Source organism: Thalassotalea agariperforans, from assembly GCF_053470345.1.
The window spans coordinates 144,395-162,691 of record NZ_JBQMWH010000002.1 but is presented as its reverse complement, the minus strand read 5'-3'; the positions used below and the strand labels follow the sequence as shown (position 1 = coordinate 162,691).

Below are 18,297 nucleotides of genomic sequence, written 5' to 3'. Positions count from 1 at the left end.
CAGTAGAGCCAGTTTATCAGCAATGTCGTTTAGTGACCCACTATTGGATGACTAAACATAAAGGCCAAATAAACCACCAGCACAACTGATGGTTTATTTCTTAAATTAAGGTGGGTTTTGTACTTAAAATTGGCAGGTTTTCCCTTGGTTTTGGTTTTTCAACCAAAGGTGTAGTGGGGCAAAATAATCTAATATGGCACTGGCATCCATGTGTTCATTGCCGGTTAATATTTTATAGGCTTGTTGCCAAGGTTGGCTAGCGCCAAGAGTTAACATTTCATTTAATTTTTTACCTGCGGCTTTATTATTATAAATAGAACAGCGGTGAATTGATTCAGTATTACCGGCAATGTCACATAAGGCACGATGGAACTCAAATTGCTGAATATGCGCTAAAAAATAGCGAGAATAAGGGGTGTTACCTGGAATATGGTATTTAGCTCCTGGGTCAAAAGCATCGCTTGGGCGGGCAATTGGTGAACTGATCCCTTGGTATTTTTTACGCAATTGCCACCAAGCACTATTATAGTTTTCAGGGGTGATCTCGCCTGAAAATACCCCCCAACGCCATTGATCAACTAACAAGCCAAAAGGGATAAAAGCTACTTTATCTAAGGCCATTTTCATTAATAAGCCTATGTCTTTTGACTCATCCGGAATTTGCTCAATTAAACCAATTTCTTTTAAATATTTAGGGGTAACTGATAAAGCGATAGTGTCGCCAATGGCTTCATGTATGCCGTCATTAGCGCTGGTTTGATAAAATACCGGTTGCGCTTTATAAGCTCGTTGATAAAAGCTATGACCAAGTTCGTGATGAATGGTTGAAAAGTCTTCCGCGGTTTTTTCAATACACATTTTTATGCGAATATCATCTTGCCCGTCCATACTCCACGCTGAAGCGTGACAAACAACGTCTCTATCTTGAGGTTTAATAAACAAAGAGTGTTGCCAGAAACTTTCGGGTAGTGGTTCAAAACCAATTGAGGTGAAAAATTTCTCAGCGGTTTTTACCATGGCAATTTCATCAACTTGATGTTTATGTAATTGTTCGGTCAGATCATAACCTGGATCGGCGTTATCTGGCGCCACAAGATCATAAATATTTCCCCACGATTGTCCCCACATATTACCTAATAAATGGGCCGGAATAGTGCCATCACTTGGCATTTTATCGGCGCCGTAAGTCTCGGTAATTTTACCTTTTACGTAACAATGTAAATCATCGTACAAGGGTTTTATTTTTTGCCATTGTTTATCTAGTTCTTGTGAAAACTCATCTGCAGGCATATCGTAATTTGACCGCCACATTGCCCCTAAATCTTGATAGCCAAGCGCTTGTGCACCTTCATTGGCAAGTGTCACTTGTTCTTCATATAAAGGCTTCATTGGCACACTAATTTTTCGCCAACCTTGCCAAATATCTAATAATTCATCGTAGTTACGCGAATGGGCAATAATTTTCGACATTTCACCTAAGTTTAATGTTTCACCTTGCGCGGTGGTATAACTGCCTTTACCGTACATGCTGTTCATGTCGGTAGCTAATTTAGCTAAGCGAGCCGATTTTTGGCTGTCTTGTGGCGCGGGCAAAACAATACTTTGTTTTAACTTTTGTAGCTTTCTACGTTGATCTACCGTAACTTCGACATCATCAAACTTAGCCGCTTCAATGGCAAAACGTACATTTGCTTCGGTCATTTTTTGACTGGCCTTGGCAGACAGTAGCGAAGTGTCGTCAGTAATAAAATTTTGGTTGATCCAAGCCGCTCTTGCTTCTTCAATACCTAACTCGGTTTTTTCTTGTTCAACGGCCGCTAAAAACTCCGCCACAGTAAGTGCGGGCTTATTTTGTGTCGATGCTGCATTGTTGTGCTTATTCGCTTGTGCATTCGTGTTAGCTTGGTCACAACCGGTGAGCAAAATAATACTTGAAAGTAAAATAGGGGAATACTTCGTAAAAGCTTGCATATTATTAGCCTGTTTTTATTATTTAAATCAGTATATTGAATATACAAAAATAGACAATACCTGAACCTAGTTCAATTAAATTTTACCGGTTACTTTTTGTTTATGGCATGCTTTGTTTTGAATAACACTTGTATTGCTACTTTTGTTTAATGCATTATTAACCTTTGATTCTTATAATAATAGCGACTTATTTTTGTGACTCCAGTTAATCATCATCCCGTCGAACATAAAGCCTTATTTACCCTTATTTTATCTGCCTTATTATTACAATTAATTGGTCATTATTTTGCTGGTAAATATTTAGTAATAGGGAGTTTTTATACTTTATGGCCAATACTTAGGGTTGTTATTCCAATTATCATTTTAATGTTGTTAGCTATTCCATTACGCACCTTAAGTTTTCAATTACCGCGCTTTGACAAACACAGTTTAATGGTGATTATTATTGCGGTGTTTGGTTTATGTTTTATGGCTTTTTATTTGGCTAACTTTGCCGATGCTTATTTATCTTATTATCGTAAAGGGGCAACACTTGAATACTTGCACTTAACTCAGCGATTCGAGCGCTTTATGGTTTTTACGGTATCAACAGTAATTGCCTGGGAAATATTTCATCGCGGCTTTTTGTTAGGTAGCCTACGTTTTGTATTAGCACAAAAAATGGCGATTGAGCAAAGATCGGCTGATGTTATAGCTATGCTGTTTTTAGCGGTATTTGAAGCGTTATTCCATATTAAAAAACCAATGGTTGAATCTATACCTTTAATGTTTGCCTCACTTATTTTAAGTTGGTTAACGATCCGAACAGGCAGTTTGTGGCCGGCACTAATTATTCACTTTATGATCGAAGTAATTTTTGGTTATTCTGCATATATTGGTTGGTAGTTACCTTATTATATTGTTAGCTAGCACCAGCAGCTTGATAAGTTCATTGTAAAATTTTAAACGCATGTTTAAAATGAGCTCATTACCTTTAAAATAATATGGTTCTTTGTTATGACAACTAAAGACAAAATTTTAAATGCCGCTGAAAAACTGTTTGCTGAGCAGGGGTTTAACGGTACTTCGTTACGCGAAATCACCAGTGCCGCGGAAGTTAACTTAGCCGCGGTTAACTATCATTTTGGTTCGAAAAAAGAGCTAATTAAAGCGGTAATGTCTCGTTACATGAATGAGCTATCTCCTAATTTATCAGCAACTTTGGCAAGTGTTTGTGCGCTAGAAAAGCCTAATTTAACACAAGTGTTTTCAGCCTTTGTGGCACCGTTAGTGTCGTTAAATGATTTTAGAGAAAATGGCACCGCGATATTTCTTTTGTTATTAGGCCGAGGTTATAGCGATAGCCAAGGCTTTTTACGCTGGTTTTTAACTACCCGTTACCCAGAGGTGATGGAAAACTTTATCACGGCCGTAAAAAAAGCCTATCCAGAACTAAGTCAAGAAGAGATGTTTTGGCGCTTACATTTCACCATGGGAACGGTTGTTTTTACCATGTCGTCAAGTAAGGCATTAATTGATATAGCGTTAAATGATTATCAAAAAGACGTGTCAATTACCCACATTATTGAAAAAATCATCCCTTATGTTGCCGCCGGAGTAGCAGCTCCGATCACACCTTTAGCACCAGACATGGGAGTGTAATTGTTTATGGGACCTTTAATGATCGATGTTGATGGTTGTTTTGTAACCGCAGAAGATAAAGAGATCCTTGAGCATCCATTAGTGGGCGGCTTAATTTTATTTACCCGTAATTATCATGATCCAGCTCAGTTAAGTGAATTAACGCAGCAAATAAAAAAACATGCAAAAAAAGAGATATTAATTGCAGTTGATCATGAAGGTGGCCGAGTACAGCGTTTTCGTGATGGCTTTAGCCGAATACCGGCTATGGGGAAGTTATGGCAAGTATGTGATGAAAATATCCAACAAGCTCAATTGACCGCACGTTATGCGGGGCAACTAATGGCGTTAGAAGTGCACGCGGTTGGTATAGATATTAGTTTTGCGCCAGTACTTGATCTAAATGGTATCAGTGATGTAATTGGAGATCGTGGTTTTCACGCCGATGAAGCCAAAGTTACCTTGTTAGCACAAGCGTTTATCGACGGTATGCAAAGTGTTGGCATGAAAGCGACAGGTAAACATTTCCCAGGCCATGGTAGTGTTAAAGAAGACTCGCACATCGCTTTACCGGTAGATCACCGTAGCAAAGAAGAAATCTGGCAAGGTGATATTAAACCTTTTCAGCAGTTAATTGCTCAGCAGGCATTGGCGGCGATGATGCCGGCACATATTATTTTCCCTGCGGTTGATGATGAAGCGGTTGGTTTTTCTAAAAAATGGTTACAGCAAATATTACGGCAAGCGCTTGGTTTTGAAGGTGTCATTTTTAGTGATGATTTATCCATGGCAGGGGCATCTGTTGTTGGTGGTTTTGTTGAAAGGGCTGAAGCGGCGCAACAAGCCGGTTGTGATATGCTTTTAATGTGTAATGACCGAGCTGCGGCCATTGAGGTAATTGATCAAGCTCAGCTTGATATCAATAAGCAAAGCCAAATGCGTATTCGACAAATGTTAAAACCTCAACACAGTTTATCTGCTTGGTCAGCAAGAGCGCAAAGTACCGTTTGGCAAACCGCGTATAAACACATTGAACAGGTAAATGGTGTTATCGAAAATATGTCGTAAGTGCACTCGAATAATAAATAAAGAGCAATAAAACGAATGACAATTAAACTAAATAAACATGCCTTTTTGTGGCTAGCGCCATTACTTGCAATTGCTTTTTATTGTTTATTAATGTTTTTATCGGTACCTAAAATGGCCGCTATTGCAGCGGCGGTTACCGCTTTAACTGTGTTATGGTGGGTTACCGAAGCCTTACCTATTCCCGCTACTTCAATCGTACCTTTTGCTTTATTACCTTTATTTGGCGTGATTGACCATAAAACGGCAGCTTCGGCCTTAGGTAGTCATGTCATTTTATTATTAATGGGCGCTTTTATGTTATCTAAAGCACTTGAACAAAGCCGTGTTCATGAGCGATTAGCTATCTATATGGTGAAGTTTGTCGGAGTGTCGAGTGGTAAACGGTTAATTTTTGCTTTTATGCTGACCTCGGCCATGCTCAGTATGTGGATATCGAACACGGCAACTACCTTGATCATGTTGCCAATTGCTTTGGCGTTAGTGGCAAAGTTTAATAATAAGAAGCTTGCCTGCGCTTTAGTTTTGGGCATTGCTTATGCTGCTAGTTTAGGTGGCGTAGCAACCCCCATAGGCACACCACCGAATGTAATATTTATGGCGATTTATCAAGAAACCACAACAGCAAGTTTTAGCTTTTTACAATGGATGAAAATAGGCTTGCCTGTGGTGCTCATATCTTTACCTTTGATGGCATTGTGGCTAACTCGTAATATTCAAGGAAAATTAGCGTTAACCCTACCGGAATTAACACCATGGCGGGTGGCAGAAAAAAGAGTATTATTGATATTTTCGTTAACAGCACTTGCTTGGATCACTCGACAAGCTCCGTTTGGCGGTTGGTCTGAACTTTTTAATTTAAAAGGCGTTGGTGATAGTACGGTTGCTTTATTTGCCGTGGTAATGATGTTTATCACTTCTGATGGCAAAAAAGATGGTAAACATGGCCGCTTATTACATTGGGAAACGGCTAAAACCATACCTTGGGGCATGTTATTGTTATTTGCTGGCGGTATTGTTATTGCTAAAGGTTTTGTTGCCTCAGGCTTAAGTGAAATGCTGGGGCAATGGTTAGCATCATTAGCCGCTATTCCGATCATCCTGATGATATTAGTTATTTGTTTAGTAGTGACTTATTTAACGGAAATTACCAGCAATACAGCTACGGCAACTTTGTTATTACCGATACTAGCTGCAGCAGCCATAGCAATAGAACAAGATCCGTTAGTGTTTATGATCCCTGCAACCATTTGTGCGAGTTGTGCTTTTATGTTGCCGGTAGCAACGGCACCTAATGCGATTGCTTATGGCACAGGCTTGATTGATATTAAAGATATGGTTCGAGAAGGCTTTATCTTAAGTTTGTTAACTGTGTTTGTGGTTACTGGAGTCAGCTATTTGATGTTGGTTTAATGCATTTTTGACAGCGTTAATAATCACAACATAGAAACGTAAAGATATAGTAACCAGCAACTTGTTATCAAGTTGCTGGTACATTTTGCACTATAATCTTTTTAGATTGACGACACGAGCGCCAATCACAACAAAAAAGAGGGCAGTATACAGACTATAAATTAAGATCATCCATTGTGGCATTGAATAGCCTAAAAATTGCCAGTTAATATCACCGCAATCGCCAGTTGCTTCAAAGAAGAAAGGTAGCCATTCATGTAACGGTGCCCAAGTTGGAAAATTAGGAATAATGTCACAACTAAAAAATAAAGAAAAAGCCGCACCTTGCATATCAACATGTTCAATCGCAATAATTAAGCCCCAAATAGCGCCAACGGCCCAGAGGCTGTAAGCGAGTAATCGGCCAATAAGATGTTGGCAAGTAAAGTAACCTATTAAGCCAGCAAAAAAAACGGCTAATATAGCAACCCGTTGATAAATACACATGATGCATGGTGCTAAGTCCATGATGTATTGAAAATATAAAGCACAAAGCTCTAAGCTTAAGGCAGTGATCGCGAGTATTAACCAAGCTTTAGGATTATTGGCTAATGCACTTATAAAAGTGAATTTATTCTTATCGGTCATGAATGTGATCTCATAATATTTATTGTAGGTTAAATAATTTTCAGCGGAAAAAAAAGCGCCCTCAGGCGCTTTTATAGTAACAAAAGTTTAATGACCGCCAACCGAATGCTCAATTGCGTCTTTTGCTGAGTGATGTTGTATTAAGCCTGATTCATAAAAACTATCGGTAGAACTTTGTAGATAACCGCTAGAAATCGTTAATAAACCAACAATCGTTAATACAATTGTGTAAGGGAATGCCATGATCACCATACGACCATAAGATAAACGGATCAGCGGTGCTAACGCAGAAGTTAATAAGAATAAAAATGCCGCTTGACCATTTGGTGTTGCAACACTTGGTAAGTTTGTACCTGTGTTAATTGCCACCGCTAATAAATCAAATTGATCACGAGTGATTGTGCCATTAATAAGCGCATTCTTAACTTCAGTAATATAAACAGTACCAACAAAAACATTATCACTAACCATAGACAATAGGCCATTGGCTAAGTAGAACATAACCAGCTGCATATCACCTTCAAAGGTTAATACCCAAGTGATAACCGGGGTAAATAATTGTTGGTCAATAATAACCGCTACTACGGCAAAAAATACCGCTAATAAAGCCGTAAAAGGTAATGCTTCTTCGAAGGCGTGGCCAATTTGATGTTCTTCCACAATCCCAGTAAACGCGGTGGCAAAGATAATAACGGTTAAACCAATTAAACCAACGGCTGCTAAATGCAGTGCTAAAGCAACAATTAACCAAATAGCGATAACACCTTGCATCACTAATTTAACTTTATCTTGAGTGGTTCTGTTGGCGGTTTCGTTTTTATCAAAGTCGTTTAATATTTGGCGAACATTGTCAGATAAACACACGCCGTAACCAAAGACTTTGAATTTTTCAATCAACGCACAAGTTAACAAACCACAAATCAGCACAGGAAAAGTAACTGGTGACATACGAATAGCAAATTCAACAAAATCCCAGCCAGCTTGTTGGCCAATAATTAAATTTTGTGGCTCACCAACAATAGTACAAACACCGCCTAAGGCAGTACCTACGCCAGCATGCATAAGCAAGTTACGTAAGTAACCACGAAACTGCTCTAGATCTGAGCGAGATAAATCGGGAAATTCATGATCTTCCGTATGGTCATGATCGTCATGATGATGAGGTTTACCAGAGGCAACTTTGTGATAAACAGAATAGAAGCCAATAGCAACACTGATGACAACGGCAATAACGGTTAAGGCATCTAAAAAGGCTGAAAGAAAAGCACCGGAAAAACAAAATAATAATGAAACAACTATTTTTGACTGTACCTTTGTGATGATTTTAGTGAATAAAAACAACAAAAGGTTTTTCATAAAGTAAATACCCGCCACCATAAACACCAGCAGTAGCAGTACTTCGATATTGGCAACCATTTCATGCATCACTTGGTCGGGTGATGTCATGCCGATAAATACCGCTTCAATTGCTAATAAACCGCCAGGCTGGAGTGGATAACATTTTAGCGCCATGGCTAAGGTAAAAATAAACTCTAAGACTAAAGCCCAACCAGCTACATAAGGGCTGACATAAAAAAATAAAATGGGGTTAATAACCAAAAAAGCGATGATCGCTAATTTGTACCATTCAGGTGAATTTCCTAAGAAATTCTTTTGAAAGGCGGCTATAAATGATTGTTGCATAGTTAACCTTAACTAAAGTTGTTGTTAAATTATTTAATGTTCAAATTAAATAGGCGGATAAATTTGGGGCGAATAATAGCATAGATAAATAATTCATATTAATAGTGAACGTAAAAAATATTTGGAAAAGCATTATTTACTGATTTGTATCAATATGTTCTTCTGGTACAATCAGTTTACCAACGTTAATTATTTTGAGAAATTTCTTATGGTCATTAAAGCACATAGTCCAGCGGGTTTCGCTGAACAGTATATTGTTGAATCTATTTGGAATGGCCGTTTTGCACCAGGAACAATTTTACCGGCAGAAAGAGAGCTTTCTGAGCTGATTGGCGTAACACGTACTACGTTGAGAGAAGTATTACAGCGTTTAGCTAGAGACGGTTGGTTAACGATAAAACATGGTAAACCTACTCAAGTTAACGACTTTTGGGAGACTTCCAGCTTAAATATTTTAGAAACCTTAGCTCAACTTGATCAAGAAGGCGTACCTGAATTAGTTGATAATTTGATGTCAGCTAGAACAAATATTAGCGCTATTTATATTCGTGGTGCGTTAAAAAATAACCCAGAAAAAGCCATTGAACTATTATCAGCTTATCAGGATATTGAAGATACAGGTGAAGCATTTGCCGACTTTGATTATCAGTTAAATAAAGCGTTAGTGGTTGCATCCGGTAACCCGATTTATTTGCTTATTTTAAATGGCTTTAGAGGATTGTATTCTCGTATGGGCAGTTATTATTTTGCTCATCCCAAAGGACGTGATATTTCAAGACAATATTATCAAAATTTAATTACTCTTGCGCAAGAAGGGAAATTTAATGAAGCGGTTATTGTTGTCAGAAATTACGGTATTGAATCTGGAAAATTATGGGCTGAGCTAAAAGATGATATTTTAAAAGAAATGGCTGATTAAGCTGTCAACTTTTATTCCTTTAATTTATTGCCATTTTCTTACCAAAGTAAACAGGGTTTAGGTTGCGCTACTTAAATCCTGTTTTTATTTTATCAAACACTCTTTTAGTGTTCATTTCACATTACTTAATACTTAATTAGCCCTTCTTAAATTAATATATTTTGTTACATTTAGTTGCGTTTATTAACGATTTTTTATCACTTATAGAGAAAATCATTAACGGATTGTAAATTAATGTAAAGTTAGCCAGTTTTGCTTGCTAATCTAGGTACAATCAAAGGAAATATTTAGGGTAAGCAGCGTTAATTTTACTATCAATTTTTAATATTTAATGATTAACGTTTTATTTGCATTTTATCTCGTTGCGCATAATGATTAATCATGATGAATTTAAGCTTGGTTTATTGGCACTGAGCTGGAGATAAAAAGCAGGCTAACATGATAAAATGAAATGCTTTTTTCTTAGGTCTAAACAAATTTGAGAGGTAATAGCGAGTCTCGGTTTTGATTTAAACGTCGCTCTACCTTCTCAATTATTGAAGGCATAGCAATCAAATTTAACTTAACAAGAAAGAAAAATAACAGCTAGAAAGCAAGTTGTTACCCTGATTCAGGTTATTTACCATAGGTTGACTATTTTATGTTTATTAAGTTTAAACCCTGTTTTCCGATATTGCTTGGTAGCTTGCTGTTTTCATGCAGCAATTTATCTTCAATAAATGAAAATGTGCAAACACCGGTTGTGCCCGAGCAATGGCAGCAAAGCACACCACTATTAACTGTAGATAACAATTGGCTAACCGCACTTGAAAATAGTGCTTTGCAGGAATTAATCAATAAAGCCTTAACTAAAAATTATCAATTACAAGCACAGGCCTATCGTGTTGAAATTAACAAACAGTCAGTCATTATTGCTGGCAGTGAATTATGGCCAGAGCTTGATTTATCTTTTCAAAGCAGACGTAATAAAACGACTGAGCCAGACAGTTATAGTAACTCTCATGATCTCGATTTAAATTTAAGCTACGAGCTTGACCTTTGGGGCAAGTTATCGGCGGCTGAAAGACAAAATCACTATAACTACTTGGCTGAATTAGCCGCTTTTGAAGAAGCTAAGCAACAATTATTGGTTGATGTTGTTACTACCTGGTTTGCTATTGTTGAAGCAGATAAACTGCTAACTTTGTATCAACAACAAGTTGAAAACTCACAGCAAAACTTAGCGATAATTGAAGCGGGTTATAATGCCGGTTTAAATGAATCACTCGATGTGTATTTAACGCGCAATGAGTTAAATAACAAGTTAGCGCAAGTTGCCAATCAAACGACAGAAAAAACTAAGTTAGTAAGAAACTTAGAGCAACTCGTGGGTGATTATCCTGCGGGGCGTTTATTGGTTGAGGCAGAGTTACCATTAATTGAAAACCACATTCCACTAGGTTTACCGTCAGAGTTGATCAGTCGTAAACCTGCATTAAAAGCAAGCTGGTACCAATTGTTGGCACAAGATGCGGGTTTAGCTTATGCCCATAAGCAACGCTTTCCAAGTTTGAGTTTATCAGCTTCTATTGGCGATTCGCAAAATGACATTGGAGATTTATTATCGAGTTCATCATTAGCTTGGTCGTTGCTTGGCAGAATTTCTACACCATTGTTTAATGCTGGCCGCTTAGCCGCTAATGAAGAAAAAGTCCGTTTAACGTTAAAACAAACGGAACAACTTTATTTAGATACCTTATACAGCGCTTTTAGTGATGTTGAAAATGCTATTTCAACTGAACATAGCTTAAAGCAACGTTATCAAGCCATGTTAGCAGCACAAGAAAACGCTAACATTGCGGCTACGCTTTCATTTGAGCAATATCAAAGTGGTTTAGTCAGTTATACCACGGTACTTGATGCTCAAGAGCGTTTATATCAAGCACAAAGTACACTGATTCAACTTAAGCGTCAGTTACTAACAAACCGTATTAATTTACATTTTTACTTAGGTGGTGACTTTGCCACATCATCACTAGACCCTGAAGCACCACAAATTAAGGCTGAATAATTATCATGAATAAGCAAAATAACGCACTAGGTAAAATTATCATTCCCGCTATTATTGTTATTGTGACCGCAATTTTAATGAAAGTTATTTTTGATAATCCACCTGAAAATAATCGTTCAAAGCCATCTAAAGCACCGCAAATGACGGTAGCGACAACGACCTTGGAACCAAAAAACTATCAAGTGATGGTGCAAAGTTTTGGTACGGTTGAGCCAAGAACTCAAAGTGTATTATTTGCTCAGGTTTCAGGGCAAATTAATCAGGTTAGTCCAGAGTTTCGCGCTGGGGGCTTTTTTGAGAAAGGTGATGTTTTAGTACAACTTGATGACCGAGATCATCGTGCCGAAGTTAAAATAGCACAAGCAAGTTTAGTGTCGGCAAAACAAGCATTACAAGAAGAAGAGGCGCGTGTGGCCCAAGCCGAAGCTGATTGGCAACGTTTAGGTAATGGCAAAGCCCCAAGTGATCTTGTCTTACGCAAACCGCAATTAGCGGCAGCACAAGCGAAAGTGTTATCAGCGGAAGCACAATTAGATAAAGTGAAACTAGCGTTAGAGCGTACAAGAATAGTTGCCCCTTATGCTGGTCGAATTCTGAAAAAACACGTTGATATTGGTCAAGTGGTTTCAAGTAATACGGCATTAGCAGATATTTATGCGGCAGATTATGTCGAAATACGCTTACCGATAAAGAATAAAGATTTAGCTTTGATGAAGTTACCTGAAGAGTACTTAACTGAACCAAAACATCAGCAGGGTAACAATGATGTGATGATTTATTCAGATTTGATCGGCAAGCAACAATGGCAAGGCCGTATTATCCGTACGGAAAGTGCCATTGATCAAAGTTCACAACAGCTTTATGTGGTGGCACAAATTAATCGCCCTTACGATAAAAACGAAAATAACAACGGTCAAATTAAAATAGGTCAGTATGTTACAGCCGAAATTACTGGTAGAAATATTGATAATGCCTTAGTTATTCCTAGCAGTGCCATTTATCAAGGGAGTTATGTTTATGTTGTTGAACAAGGTGTATTAAAACGAAAAGACATAAAACTAGGTTGGCAAAATGGTACTGAAGCGATTGTTGCGAATGGCTTGAATGCAGGTGATGAATTGGTATTAACCTCTTTAGGGCAAGTTAATTCAGGCACACCCGTAGCCATTGAAGGACAAGTGGCACAGCGCGGTCAATCATCGCAACAGATGCCAAAACAACGCCGTGAAAAGCTTGAAAAAATGGCTGCAGAAAAAGGCGTTAGTGTTGAAGTTTTATTAGCTGAGCGCAGAAAAATGAACGGTGACAAACCTGAAAGAAAAGCGCCACAAGATAAGGTGAACAACTAATGATTGCTTGGTTTGCTCGGAATCATGTGGCGGCAAATTTATTACTCGTCACCATTTTAATTATTGGTTTATTTAGTTTAACCACACGGATACCGCTTGAGATATTCCCATCGTTTGAAACTGATAACATCAGTGTTAGTGTTTCATTACGAGGGGCAACCCCGGAAGATGTAGAGCAAAGTATTTCTATTCGGATTGAAGAAGCGGTACAAGACTTAGAAGGGGTTGAAGAAATAAGCAGCCGCTCTTCTGAAGGCTCAGCCAATGTAACCATTGAAGTTGAAAGTGGTTATGACCCACGAGAAATGTTGGCAGATATTAAAAGCCGTGTTGATGCTATCAATACCTTTCCGGCCGATGCGGAAAAACCGATAGTTGCGCTCGCAACTCGTAAACGTGAAGTGATTGCCGTGACTATTGCTAGTATTTATGGTGAAAAAGAAACACGTGAATATGCAGAAAAAGTACGTGATGACTTATTAAAAATCCCCACCATCACCCAAGTTGAATTAGCGGGTATTCGTAATTATGAAATAGCCATTGAAATATCACAAGATACCTTACGACAGTACAATTTGAGTATTGGGCAAGTTTCATCGGCTATTGCTAGCTCCAGCACAGATATTTCGGCGGGTAACCTAAAAACGCAAGGCGGCGATATTTTATTACGTTCGAAAGGGCAAGCTTACCGTAAAGATGAATTTGAAAAAATCGTTATTAAAACCAATGTTGATGGTTCTATCATTCGCTTAGGTGATATTGCCAATATAAATGACGGTTTTGAAGAAACGCCAGTACGAGCGCGTTTTAATGGTAAACAAGCGGCATTTATTGATGTTTATCGCATTGGTCAACAAAGCGCTATTGAAGTTGCTGCGGCGGTTAGAAATTATATTGAAGAGCAACAAGATCTATTACCTGAGGGCTTCGATTTAAGTTTTTGGGATGACGATTCACAAATTGTTAAAAACCGTATTGCTACTTTAACCACCAGTGCTTTGCAGGGCGGTATTTTAGTGCTGGCGTTATTAACCTTATTCTTAAGGCCATCTATTGCCTTTTGGGTGTTTATCGGTATACCTGTGTCATTTATGGGCGCGTTTATTCTTATGCCTGTTTTTGGTGTAACCCTTAATATAATGAGCTTATTTGGTTTTATTTTGGTGCTTGGCATTGTGGTGGACGATGCCATTGTTACGGGGGAAAACATATATACCAAATTAAAAACAGCCAAATCAGGAGAAGAGGCCGCAATATTAGGTACGCAAGAAGTAGCAACGCCTGTTACTTTTGGTATTTTAACAACCGTAGCTGCCTTTTTGCCTTTAGCTTTTATTGAGGGCAATAGAGGCGCTTTATTTTCACAAATTCCGGTTGTGGTTATTCCCGTTTTATTATTTTCATTAATCGAGTCAAAGTTTGTTTTACCCTCACATTTAAAACACTTAAAACTTCGCTCTGAAAAAGAGAAAAAATCTAAACTTAGCTTATTACAACAACGTTTTGCCGATGGTTTTGAACAAACCATTATAAAATATTATCAGCCGCTGTTAAAACGAGCGGTTATGCATAAAACCACGACATTATTAGGTTTTATTGCCGTATTTTTAGTTATTTTATCTTTAATTATGAGCGGTTGGACTAAGTTTATTTTCTTCCCGCGTATTCCAAGTGAAACTATCCGTGCGTCAATTACTTTACCTGCGGGCACGCCGTTTGAAGTGACTAATAAGCACATTATTAAAATGGCAGACAAGGCACAAGAGTTACAACAAAAGTACATTGAGCCGTCTACTAATAAAAGTGTCATTATTAACATTTTAGCGTCAACTGGCGGTCGTGGTGGTTCTTCTAATAGCGGTAGTGTGCGTTTTGAAATTACCCCGCCAGAATCACGAGAACTCGCCATTACTTCGGGTGAGTTATTAAGAGAATGGCGTAACTTAATTGGCACCATACCTGGGGCTGAAACGATTAGTTTTAGGGCGGAAATTGGACGTTCATCAGATCCTATCGACGTGCAATTAGCAGGAAGTTCGTTAAATACTTTGCAGGTAGTTGCCGAAAAAGTAAAAGAACGTTTAGCAACTTATCCCACAGTATTTGATATTGCCGATAGTTTATCAAACGGTAAACAAGAGCTACAAATTGAATTAACAGAGCAAGGTAAAGCATTAGGTTTAACTCGTACTAGTGTTTCTAATCAAGTACGACAAGCATTTTTTGGTGCTCAGGTTCAGCGAATTCAACGTGGTCGAGATGATGTTCGTGTGATGGTACGTTTACCGCTAGAAGAACGAAGAACAACTGCCGACCTTGAAGATATCTTGATCAACACGCCAAGCGGTGGTTTAGTGCCGTTATCGCATGTTGCAACATTAATTCCGGGAACAAGCCCATCAACGATCACACGTATTAACTTATACCGAACTGTAAGTATTACTGCCGATATTGAAAAAACAAATACTAATATGACCATTTTACAAGCGGATTTACGCGCTTATATGGACGAGCTGGTTGCGCAGTACCCAAGTGTAAGTTACACACTTGAAGGTGAAGCAAAAGAGCAAAGTGAATCGTTTGGCTCTTTAGGGTGGGCACTAATGTTTGTATTCTTTATTATTTATGCCTTATTAGCGATCCCGTTTAAGTCTTATCTACAACCCATAGTTGTGATGAGTATTATACCTTTTGGCATGGTTGGCTCGGTAGTTGGACATTGGATAATGGGTATGGAATTAACCATTATGAGTGTGTTAGGAATGTTGGCATTAATTGGCGTTATTGTTAATGACTCCTTAGTATTGGTTGATTTTATTAACAAAAAACGCCTTGAAGGCATGGCGGTGATGGAAGCCGTATTAACCGCCGGAGCTGCCCGATTTAGACCGGTTATGTTAACTAGTTTAACAACCTTTATTGGTTTAATGCCTTTGTTATTTGAACAATCGACACAGGCACAGTTTTTAATACCAATGGCAGTATCATTAGGTTTTGGTATTTTATTTGGTACCTTTATTACCTTAATTTTAGTACCCGTGAATTATTTAATTATGGAACGCTTAATTAACTTGGTTAAAGGTGTTAAACCACAAGCGCAAGTACAATATAACCCTGAGTCATAAGGATTAGTTATTATTTAACAGCGTATATTTAGTTAAATTTGTAAATGAACATTCAAATGCAAAAATTTGCATATAAAAGGCGGGTTTTAAATACGGATGTTCTTTTGAGTCGCGTCTTTATATGGTAGATTGTTAACTATAATGTTTATTTTGGAAAATTTTAATGAAAAAATATACGCGATTTATGCCATTAAGCTTACTATTAACAGCGGGCTTAATAGCATGTACTCAAAGTCCTCATGTCGTCGAAAAAACCGATGGTTTTGATATATCACAATACAGCCAAGCTGATTTTGACTATTTAGCGATAAAAGACCCTACCAAATTAAGTGCAGCATCAAAACGAGCATTAGCACGAAACTACCATAAAAATGCAGAATGGTTCGGTTGGTTTAGCAAACAAAAGCTAACCGGTGATTTTGCCTTTGAAGCTGGCGTAACAAGACGTGACCCTTCAAAAGTATTGTTTATTGACGGCCTTTATTACACTTGGTATTCAAAAAGTGTAGGGCCAAGCTTTGGTTTTGGTTCAGACGATCCTGAAGCGAAAGTATTTCCATGGGATAAAACCGAAGTGTGGTACGCCACGTCTAAAGATGGCAACCATTGGGATGAACAAGGTATTGCGGTTGGGCGAGGAGAACCAGGCCAATATGACGACCGTTCTGTGTTTACGCCAGAGGTGATGGCACACAAGGGTAAATATTATCTTGTTTATCAAACCATAAAAGCGCCGTATTTAAATCGCACTAAAAATGAAGTGGGTATGGCAATTGCTGACTCTCCTAGAGGCCCATGGAAAAAATTAGCCAAACCTATTTTAAAACCAGCAGATAATGGTGAATGGTTAGGCGAAGAAGATAATCGCTTTTTAGCGAAAAACCAAGGCGATTTCGACAGCCATAAAGTACATGATCCAACATTGATGTTTTATAACAATCAATTTTATTTGTATTATAAAGGCGAACGTTATGGCGAAAAAACAACTGCCGGTGGTCGTGAAATACGATGGGGTGTGGCGATTGCTGACAAACCAGAAGGGCCATATATTAAATCTGAATTTAATCCTATTACCCAAAGTGGTCATGAACTTGCTATTTGGAAATATCGTGATGGTATTGCCATGATCTCCTGTAAAGATGGGCCAGAGCAAGGCACAATGCAGTTTTCAAATGACGGTATTAATTTTGAAATTATGTCGTATATTCGTAATGTTCCTGACGCGATAGGTACTGTTGAATCACTTGATGGTGATCAATATCCAGGTGCTGCGCTAGCATGGGGCTTATCACATGAATATCATACAGAGCCAGGCCAACAATGGTTTGAAGGATATAATTACATGACTAAGTTTACTTTTAAAGCGAACCGCCCAGGCCCTAAAAGAGAAGCGGTGATGGGTAAAAAGAAAGCCGAATAATAGTTCATTTCTCTGATTGCTCCAATGGAGTATCAGTAACAAGGTGACAACATTAATAATGCCGTTCATTTTTGAGCGGCATTTTTTTATTGGTTATTCCCAATTCGGGCTATTTACTGCTCATATAGAAACTCAATCACCGACGTTTTAATAAATTTTACTCGATTGGCTAATATTGCATGACGGTTCATCGACAAATAAAGGTTTTCACAAACAGGATGGTTAAGTGGGTGGATCTTGATTAAATCTTGTCGATGAAACGCTTTAACAGCATGTAACGGCAATACGGTAAAGCCAAAACCTTTACTTACAGGCGTGAGTATTAAACTGATTTGATTAGAAAAGCCTTTATTATCAAACTGGGCGATGGTTTCAAAAGCCGTAAAGTTCTGACTTAATAATAACTGTCCGTGGTGAGCTGCATCAGGATGAGAAATAAAGCCAAGTGTTAATAATGTTTGCCAGTTTATTGTGCCAACTTGGCTGGAAGTTACTAGCACTAACGGCTCAATGGCAATTTGTTGGCTGACAAGGTTAGTATTATTACTAAGTGTTGTGATCAAACCTAAATCAATATTACGTTCAACTAAATTTTGCTCAATGGTTTTATTCGGCGCAAAGGTATGCTCGATAATGAGTTTAGGGTAACGTTGCTGAATTTCTAAAAGGAAAGGATAAAGCTTTAAACCAACACTTCCCGGTGACGCTATTTTGATTGTACCTTCGTATGGCTGATCATGCTTAATTAAGCTTTCTAACTCTTCTGATGACTTTAACAGCTGTTGCCCTTTTTGATATAACTTTTGACCTGCATCCGTTAACAAAAATGACTTGCCGTCTCTTATCAATAAAGGGATATCTAGCTGTTGCTCTAATTTTTTTATTTGTTGGCTAACACCAGACTGCGTCATAAAAAGTTTATCCGCGGTTTGTGTAAAGTGACCAACATCAACCAAGGTGCAAAATGTTTTTAACCAAATAGGATTAATCATTACAAATCGTACTTATAAATATAATAAATGATAATTTTTTAT

The 18,297-nt window shown here is 38.1% G+C and carries 13 protein-coding genes; 9 read left to right on the top strand and 4 right to left on the bottom strand.

Going from position 1 to position 18,297, the window contains the following annotated elements; all coding sequences use genetic code 11:
• Window positions 1-123: 123 nt before the first annotated feature.
• The gene (locus tag ACSLUO_RS03920; RefSeq protein WP_448246383.1) at window positions 124-1,971 is read right to left on the bottom strand and encodes a M2 family metallopeptidase; all 1,848 of its coding nucleotides are present in this window, start codon (window positions 1,969-1,971) and stop codon (window positions 124-126) included.
• A 195-nt stretch (window positions 1,972-2,166) separates the two neighbouring features.
• On the opposite strand from ACSLUO_RS03920, the gene ACSLUO_RS03915 reads away from it, so the two are divergent.
• The 4 genes from ACSLUO_RS03915 (at window position 2,167) to ACSLUO_RS03900 (ending at window position 6,090) form a co-directional block, all read left to right on the top strand.
• Complete coding sequence (locus ACSLUO_RS03915; protein WP_448246381.1) at window positions 2,167-2,856, top strand: CPBP family intramembrane glutamic endopeptidase; 690 nt, start codon at window positions 2,167-2,169, stop codon at window positions 2,854-2,856.
• A 111-nt stretch (window positions 2,857-2,967) separates the two neighbouring features.
• Window positions 2,968-3,612 (top strand): TetR family transcriptional repressor PsrA, encoded by a 645-nt coding sequence (gene psrA / locus ACSLUO_RS03910; protein ID WP_448246379.1) that lies wholly within the window; start codon window positions 2,968-2,970, stop codon window positions 3,610-3,612.
• A gap of 6 nt (window positions 3,613-3,618) precedes the next feature.
• A complete protein-coding gene (gene nagZ / locus ACSLUO_RS03905; RefSeq protein ID WP_448246377.1) occupies window positions 3,619-4,659 on the top strand; it encodes a beta-N-acetylhexosaminidase in 1,041 nt (346 codons plus the stop codon).
• Between the two features lie 42 nt (window positions 4,660-4,701).
• Complete coding sequence (locus ACSLUO_RS03900) at window positions 4,702-6,090, top strand: SLC13 family permease (protein ID WP_448246859.1); 1,389 nt, start codon at window positions 4,702-4,704, stop codon at window positions 6,088-6,090.
• A 90-nt stretch (window positions 6,091-6,180) separates the two neighbouring features.
• Here ACSLUO_RS03900 and dsbB read toward each other — a convergent pair whose 3' ends face one another.
• Window positions 6,181-6,717, bottom strand: a complete 537-nt coding sequence (dsbB, locus tag ACSLUO_RS03895; RefSeq protein WP_448246376.1) for a disulfide bond formation protein DsbB — start codon at window positions 6,715-6,717, stop codon at window positions 6,181-6,183.
• Window positions 6,718-6,804: 87 nt separating this feature from the next.
• Window positions 6,805-8,400 (bottom strand): Na(+)/H(+) antiporter NhaB, encoded by a 1,596-nt coding sequence (gene nhaB, locus ACSLUO_RS03890; RefSeq protein WP_448246374.1) that lies wholly within the window; start codon window positions 8,398-8,400, stop codon window positions 6,805-6,807.
• A 208-nt stretch (window positions 8,401-8,608) separates the two neighbouring features.
• Between nhaB and fadR the strand changes: the two genes are divergently transcribed.
• The 5 genes from fadR (at window position 8,609) to ACSLUO_RS03865 (ending at window position 17,263) form a co-directional block, all read left to right on the top strand.
• The gene (fadR, locus tag ACSLUO_RS03885; RefSeq protein ID WP_448246372.1) at window positions 8,609-9,319 is read left to right on the top strand and encodes a fatty acid metabolism transcriptional regulator FadR; all 711 of its coding nucleotides are present in this window, start codon (window positions 8,609-8,611) and stop codon (window positions 9,317-9,319) included.
• A 640-nt stretch (window positions 9,320-9,959) separates the two neighbouring features.
• On the top strand, window positions 9,960-11,369 hold the full coding sequence (locus ACSLUO_RS03880) for a TolC family protein (RefSeq protein WP_448246371.1): 1,410 nt from the start codon (window positions 9,960-9,962) through the stop codon (window positions 11,367-11,369).
• 5 nt (window positions 11,370-11,374) lie between these two features.
• Entirely contained in the window at window positions 11,375-12,718 is a 1,344-nt protein-coding gene (locus ACSLUO_RS03875; protein ID WP_448246369.1) for an efflux RND transporter periplasmic adaptor subunit, read from the top strand.
• Window positions 12,718-15,843, top strand: a complete 3,126-nt coding sequence (locus tag ACSLUO_RS03870; RefSeq protein WP_448246367.1) for an efflux RND transporter permease subunit — start codon at window positions 12,718-12,720, stop codon at window positions 15,841-15,843. Before ACSLUO_RS03875 ends, ACSLUO_RS03870 begins: the two co-directional genes overlap by 1 nt.
• A 163-nt stretch (window positions 15,844-16,006) precedes the next feature.
• Window positions 16,007-17,263, top strand: coding sequence for a glycoside hydrolase family 117 protein (locus tag ACSLUO_RS03865; RefSeq protein WP_448246366.1), 1,257 nt, complete (start codon window positions 16,007-16,009; stop codon window positions 17,261-17,263).
• 113 nt (window positions 17,264-17,376) lie between these two features.
• Here ACSLUO_RS03865 and ACSLUO_RS03860 read toward each other — a convergent pair whose 3' ends face one another.
• Window positions 17,377-18,255, bottom strand: coding sequence for a LysR family transcriptional regulator (locus ACSLUO_RS03860; protein WP_448246364.1), 879 nt, complete (start codon window positions 18,253-18,255; stop codon window positions 17,377-17,379).
• Window positions 18,256-18,297 lie beyond the last annotated feature (42 nt).